The organism is Arsenicibacter sp. R0_47 (assembly GCF_057652235.1).
Genome location: NZ_JBYFCJ010000067.1, coordinates 1 through 6,867 on the forward strand (window position 1 = coordinate 1; position 6,867 = coordinate 6,867).

At 44.2% G+C, this 6,867-nt stretch carries 7 protein-coding genes; 2 read left to right on the forward strand and 5 right to left on the reverse strand.

Annotated features, from left to right (window positions below):
• Positions 1-41: 41 nt before the first annotated feature.
• Positions 42-3,029 carry a Tn3 family transposase gene (locus AC23NW_RS35595; RefSeq protein ID WP_138279465.1) on the reverse strand — a complete coding sequence of 996 codons (2,988 nt, stop codon included), beginning with the start codon at positions 3,027-3,029 and terminating at the stop codon, positions 42-44.
• A gap of 120 nt (positions 3,030-3,149) precedes the next feature.
• Here AC23NW_RS35595 and AC23NW_RS35600 point away from each other — a divergent pair, with 120 nt between their 5' ends.
• Both AC23NW_RS35600 and AC23NW_RS35605 read left to right on the forward strand, forming a co-directional pair.
• Entirely contained in the window at positions 3,150-3,764 is a 615-nt protein-coding gene (locus tag AC23NW_RS35600) for a recombinase family protein (protein WP_019991099.1), read from the forward strand.
• A 214-nt stretch (positions 3,765-3,978) separates the two neighbouring features.
• Entirely contained in the window at positions 3,979-5,043 is a 1,065-nt protein-coding gene (locus tag AC23NW_RS35605; RefSeq protein ID WP_293834272.1) for an IS481 family transposase, read from the forward strand.
• Between the two features lie 10 nt (positions 5,044-5,053).
• Here the strand turns inward: AC23NW_RS35605 and AC23NW_RS35610 are convergent, their stop codons facing one another.
• Genes AC23NW_RS35610 through AC23NW_RS35625 form a run of 4 tightly spaced genes read right to left on the reverse strand, consistent with a single transcriptional unit; the run spans position 5,054 to position 6,602 of the window.
• Positions 5,054-5,380, reverse strand: a complete 327-nt coding sequence (locus AC23NW_RS35610; protein ID WP_293834273.1) for a VOC family protein — start codon at positions 5,378-5,380, stop codon at positions 5,054-5,056.
• 26 nt (positions 5,381-5,406) lie between these two features.
• The gene (locus tag AC23NW_RS35615; RefSeq protein ID WP_083940642.1) at positions 5,407-5,616 is read right to left on the reverse strand and encodes a GDCCVxC domain-containing (seleno)protein; all 210 of its coding nucleotides are present in this window, start codon (positions 5,614-5,616) and stop codon (positions 5,407-5,409) included.
• Between the two features lie 6 nt (positions 5,617-5,622).
• Positions 5,623-6,210, reverse strand: coding sequence for a mercuric transport protein MerTP (gene merTP / locus AC23NW_RS35620; protein WP_027303351.1), 588 nt, complete (start codon positions 6,208-6,210; stop codon positions 5,623-5,625).
• On the reverse strand, positions 6,207-6,602 hold the full coding sequence (locus tag AC23NW_RS35625) for an ArsR/SmtB family transcription factor (RefSeq protein ID WP_019991102.1): 396 nt from the start codon (positions 6,600-6,602) through the stop codon (positions 6,207-6,209). Before AC23NW_RS35625 ends, merTP begins: the two co-directional genes overlap by 4 nt.
• Positions 6,603-6,867 lie beyond the last annotated feature (265 nt).

Genomic DNA, 6,867 nt, shown 5'->3' on the forward strand with positions numbered 1-6,867 from the left:
GAGGTTCTTCTTACAAATAGCCGGAAAACGGCGTTAGTAAACTATGTATTTAGTTTTGGCTTTCTCAAAGGCCGTAAGCCATTGACTCCAAGATCCGGGTTTGTGTTGAAGGAGTATTTTCCCAACCGGTTGATATGGGCAAATGGAGCAGGAGAGATAAATTCAAAGTCATTTTCATCTATCGGATATCCTTCCTGGTGTAATTCTTTGATAATTTCTTGTATATAAACCGTGTTCCATACCAGGACAATATTGGTGATCAGGTTCAAGCTCCTGACCACTTTTTGCTGTTGTTCTTCTTGTTTTCTGCGTACAATCCCATCGCCGCCAAACCAAAGATAAAGTCTTAGGTTGTGCAGCTGCTCTCCTTTGATCAGCTGTGTGTTGATCTTTCTACGTAAAGGCATGCTAAGCAGGTATTTAAGGATAAAAATGGTTTTTACCAGCTGGCCATAAGCCTGCAAAACATACATCAGGTTATTTTGGCGCGGGTACGATTGAAGCTTAGAGATTAGCAATGAAGCGGTTACACGCCCTGATTTAATGGAAGCTGCGACTTTGAGAAGTTCGTCAAAATGTTGTTTGAGATAATCAGGATTAACACGACCGGTGAATTTCAAAGCAGGGTATTCCCATTCCCGATCCTTGATTTTACACAGCCGCTGATCTTTTATGTCCCGGATCCTTGGACAAAAATCCATACCCAGCAGATCAAACAGCGCAAAGATTAGGTCCGAATATCCTGACGTATCGGTTGTATGTTCGAGTATTGTCAAATCGGTTTCATTGCCTATAATTTCATCAAGTACGTAAGTGGCGTCCCTTTCGGTGGACGAAATGCTCCGGCTGCCATACTGGCTATATTGATCCGAGGTATGTGTATAAAAGGTAATTCCCTTACCGTAACCAAAATAATTGGGGAGCGCCTTCGCATTCCGGATTTTCCCGCTGGTCGGGAACCGCTGCCCGTCCGAGGATGAAAGTGTGCCCCCGCCCCAATAGCCGCTCAACCATTGTTGATAATGAAAGTTAACAAGTGCATCGTTGGCTTTTTTAAGATTCTCTTCTGAGAGATAGTTATTGCTTGTCCACCAAAGCGTTTGATAATCAATCTCACAAGACCTAGCCAAATCCGACAGAGGAATATTACATCCGGATGCAAAAACAGCCGCATATAAAATAGACTGGTGTTCCTGGTTACGCGGTTCATTTTCCAATCCATGAAGATGTTCGGAAAAATTTATCCATGCATCCACTTCTTTAATTATATCTGTGATGTTGACTTTCGGGAGCCGTTGATTGATTTGTTCCCGGAGTGCTTTTGCTGAAAAGGGTACATCTTCTGCCGGCAATGCAGGCACTACCAGGATGCCTTCTTCAAGCCGGATCTCTCCACCCGCATTCAAGAGCTCATCCAGCGGTTTCAACAGTGATTCCAGCTCTTGCAAGCGCTGGTCGATACGCTCGGTGGGAAGAGTTGGCATTGACATTTGATTGCAAAAATCCTGTCGTAGCAGTTCCCACTGCACATTTGAAAGAAGCAACGAGTTAAAGTCGGCATATTTTCGGGAGATATTGATAAATACATCGCCCGCACGGAGCCGGTCCCGCAAGTTGGCCAGGGCACATAATTCGTAAGGTTGGCGTTGTGGAAGGGCTTCCGGCTGTTGCTGATCGTTTTCAAAAATCAGTTTGTTCCAGGAAGGCGTTATAAAATCAATCGGCGCGTCATCAGGCAGTTTTCTTCTTTTGCCCGTTTGCAACCCGGTCAAAATATCAAGCACACCCAGAAAGCCATCTTTGGAATGGGCAATTTGAAAGTCAATGGTTTTAAGAAGGTTAGGGGTGAATTGTTTTAAGGTTGTATAGTAGTTGTTCAGATAGTATAAGTAAGTTTGCCTGGCTGGGCGAAGAGCAGCCCCGGTTACCAGTAATGCCTCCCTGAGCATTTCCTTTGGATATATTTCAAAAATACAGGTACGGAGCTGATCGTCTGTAATGGTGTCATTGATGATAATACTAACAGTCTGGGACAGGGTTTTCATCGCCTCGTTCTGTGATTTGAACAAGGTCTGCTGATATGTGTCGAGTTGCTTTTTTGATCCGTTGACAATGTGCTCCCAATAATCATCAAACATTTCCAACACCTTGTCATTGGTATCTATCAGGCTCTCATACAGGAAGCAAATTAAAATCGGGTACCGCCTTGTAGCGTTCATCCGCTGTAGATACTTGTTAGAAACATTCCTGGCTATTTGGGCCAGCCTTTTTCTGCGGTTTAGGCTTATTACCGATAAGTCCCATTCATGGACGTTTAATGATTTTAAAAAATTGATCTTTTCCAACGTCTGGTTAATAGCCCTGGGCGTATTGCTGGTGGGGACTTGGCAAAGCCAACGGTGCAAAGTGATGCCGCCGGTATCGTCCAATTCGACTATTTGCGTCAGCCTGGCCTTCATTTCCTCGGTCAGCAGCAAACTAAGCCTTCGATAGGTTTCCTGGTGCAGCTGTTCATCCAGGCTACCAACAATCCTTTCCAATGTCCCAATAGACGGCCTCATAATTTTTTCCTGCCCCAGTTTTAAACACACTTGCCTGAGCAATATCGGCTGGTTGTCATGTTCCATCCCCTTATCGAGCAGCCAGGGCAAAAGCCAGATTTCATCCAGGGGCTGCCACCGGCGGAATTTCAAATATTTTAAGATTACATTTAAATGCTCCGTTCTGGTCTTATCCCGTTGCCCGTATATTAATAACAGTTCAATATCAGAATCCAGTTGCCTACTTACCATGGCAGCTACATTTGCCGGGATCTGCTGCTGCCATTTGTCTGGAAGAAAACCCATGAACCGGACAATCCCAATCTGGAGTGCGATCGCTAGCCGGTTGTGCTCCCCTCTGAACGATTTAAGAAAAATATTGTCCTGCCGCGTGATTTGGAAAAATTGCATCAGGTCATATTCTGATATTTCTGTCGGGACCTTTTCGTAACGTTCACGCTGGGATTGGTTCAAAAATCGTGATGCCATATGAAAATGGGGCTATCAAAAAGGGTATCAAAATTCACCCCGTCTGCAATAGGTTTAAAGCCTGTTTTTAAGCGTTAAAAAGTATATTTGTAAAGGAGTTCCTTTTTGATAAGCAATTAAATGAAAAAACAGAACAATCGGGCCAAACGGGTAGCACTATATGCCAGAGTATCTACTCTGGATAAAGGGCAGGATCCACAGACCCAGCTGGACCAGTTACGGGACTACGCCCAAAGACGAAACTTTGAAGTCATGGGAGAATTTATAGACTACGCTTCCGGAACAACCCAAGACAGGGTCCAGTATAAATTGATGATGGAAGCGGCCAGAAAGAGAAAGCTGGATGTAGTCCTGGTTTGGCGGTATGACCGCTTTGCCCGCTCAACCCAGGCACTGGTCAATGCCATGAAGGAATTTCAGAGTATGGGAATAGATTTTATCTCCTATCAGGAAAATATTGATACCACCACGCCGACTGGTGAGCTGATATTTCATGTGATGGCTTCTCTGGCCCAATTTGAGAGCTCACTGATCAGCCAAAGGGTTAAAGCCGGTATGGCAAGGGCAAAAGCACAAGGAAAACGTATTTCACGGCCAACTATATCAATGGATCGACAGAATGAAATTTTTGATTTGCAAAAGCAAGGATTATCAATGAACAAGATTTCTAAACAACTAGGAATAGCTTATGGAACAGTTTACAACTACCTATCCAAAGCGAAGGATACTCTTTAACCGCGTTAATTTAGCATCAATGATGATCTTGGCTTTTCTAAATCTCCTCATAAAAAGTTAACAGATTGCGATGGTGGTCTAGTGCCGGAAATTCCCGGTCTCCCCATGGCTGCTCTTGTACAACAGTGTCAATATCATAAATTACATGTATAAGTCAAGACTTGATCTGACAAATGGTGTAAATTTGTTTCACCTTTAACAGATCAAAGTTACGATGACTACACAAGATAAGATCATCAAAAACAAATTGGGCGTTCTCAAACTCGCCCAGACGTTAGGTAGTGTCTCACAAGCCTGTAAAGTGATGGGCTACAGCCGAGACAGTTATTACCGCTTCAAAGACCTCTACGACACGGGCGGAGAAGCGGCTTTACAGGAGTTGACTCGCCGAAAGCCCATCGAAAAGAACCGCGTTGCCACCCAAGTCGAAGATGCGGTGGTGGCCATGGCCATTGATCAGCCTGCCTTCGGACAGGTGCGGGTGAGCAATGAATTGAAGAAGAAAGGCATCTTCATCTCGCCTGGTGGTGTACGCTCGGTCTGGCTGCGGCACGATCTAGAACTATTTGCCAAACGCTTGAAGGCCTTGGAAGCCAAAGTGGCTCAGGATGGGCTGATTCTGACGGAGGCCCAACTCAAGGCGATGGAGAAAGCAAAAGAGGAAAAAGTGGCTCTGGGCGAAATCGAGACGGGGTTTCCCGGTTATTTGGGTTCCCAGGACACGTACTTTGTGGGGACCATCAAGGGTGTTGGCCGTATCTATCAGCAAACCTTCGTGGACACCTACTCGAAGGTGGCCTTCGCTAAAGTGTATGAGCGTAAGACGGCTTTAGTAGCCGCTGATCTGTTAAATGACCGGGTGTTACCCTTCTTTGAGACCCATGCCGTCAAGCTCTTGCGGGTGCTCACTGATCGGGGAACGGAGTATTGTGGCAAGCCCCAGCACCACGAATACCAGCTTTATTTGTCGATTGAGGACATCGACCACACCAAGACTAAAGTGCGCTCTCCCCAGCAGAATGGGATTTGCGAACGGTTCCACAAGACGATTCAGGATGAGTTTTATGCCACTGCGTTCCGAAAAAAGGTGTATTCAAGCTTGGAAGAGTTACAGAAAGACCTGGACGATTGGTTGGAAGAGTACAACCGGGAGCGGACGCATCAAGGCAAATATTGCTTTGGGAAAACGCCGTATCAAACCTTTGTGGACTCGGTGAAGTTAGCTTGGGAAAAGGATTTATCGGACAAGATGTTGTTCACTCAGCAAACTATCAGATGAGTCTCGTTTGTCAGATCAAGTCTTGACTTATACAAATTACACCTTGCTTTTTATATTCTTCGTACAACTCATCAATACCCTGGACTTCAATCCGGCAACTGGCCGTGCCTGCCAGAAAGCTTTCAGCCCCACTGCAAATTGGATCTGCTACCAGGGATAAGCCTTTATTCTTCCAGCTTTCATCCGAAGATGCCCACAAGTGGATTTCAATTTCGTCCCGGACTACTTTTGCAAAGCCATCGTCATAATAAGGTGCTGTAAAACCTAACTTTTCAGAATAGAATTTAACGGATTCGTCAATGTTTTTAACAGGAAGAGCTGGGATCGTTTTCTTCATTTTCATAGATACTGATATCATTTAGTTCAAGCACAGCACGACTTATTCAATTGTATCGGGGGACATTTTTGGGTTCCATAAGTGCAAAAAACACAGCAGTCACCGGAAGCAGGCTTTAACAATGTTTTGCAATTTGTACACTCGTAAAAGTACATACATGCATCAACAGGCATTGTTTCCAAGCGTCGGGTGCCGCAATGCGGACAAGTAAGTATGGATTCCAATATTAAATTCATAACTGCTTAGTTTGTTTCAACAACTTTATAACCAGTAGCGTCGACTGCCTTTTTAATTTCTGCCAGTGACGTTTTCTTACTATCATATCTAACCGTTGCATTGCCATTCTTATACGAGACCTGAACCTGCCGTATGCCTTTTAACTTATTAACTTCCTGTTTAACATGATGTTCACACCCTTCACAGGTCATTCCCTTAATTTTTATATAGGCTGTTTGGTCTGTTTTGGAAACCGGTTGTTGTGCTTCCTGCTTTTGCTGATAGGCCAGTCCTGAATAACTTGGGACGGCAATCAGAAGTACTGCTGCAAGGGTTACCAGGCTTAAAAACTTTTTGGTTTGCATAAATGGTTTGTTTTCAGGTCCACAATTACATGAGTCTTCGGAAGCGGGTTTTAACTGCTGATACCATGCAAAACCCAAAATCAATACGGTTCCAGCAATAAAATAAGGACGCGCAGGCGCAATCCAATCAAAAGTGGTTGCCAAGCTGCTTGTCCCGGCCACCATGGCCAATAATGGTGTGATACAGCAAACAGAACTTGCCAATGCAGTTAGTATGCTGGCATTAGCGGTGATTTTGGACGCTTTCATAAGGCTACACTTTCTTGACTGGGGATATCAACAAATAGTTGACCGATGATACTGGCCTGATCAGGTATGATCGAATAAAAGATAGTTTGTCCAGTTTTTCTGGTACGTACTAAACTGGCATCTTTCAGTTTTCGCAGGTGCTGAGAAATAGCAGGGACGGTCATTTGCAAAATATCACTCAAATCGCAAGGACAAAGCTCGTTCTGCTGCTGGATAAGATAAAGTATTTTAAGCCGGGCCTCATTTCCAGCAAGCGCATAAACCTGCGCTAACCTGGTAAAAGCGTCTTCATTTTCGTCTAAGGTTTCCTTGCATAGTTGGATCTGCTCTTGATCCGCGAACAAACGGATGCAGCTACTAATTTGATCTGACTCTTTTTCTACATCTTCCATATCTGCCACTAATATTTGGGCAAATATAACAGTATTTAAGTATTTGCTTAAATATATTTTTGAAGATTAAAAACTATGTGCAAATAGTCAAACAGAGTAAACTAACTCATTGGCCGCCGCTGCGGTTGGGACCGGGTTGGCGGACCAGAAGAACCCTATTTCAAGGCAACTGGAAATTTCGTATAGAACAGTGTATAAATTATGCCTCAAAACTAAAAGCGTAGTTTACTAACGCCGTTTTCCGGACATTTGTAAGAAAAACCTC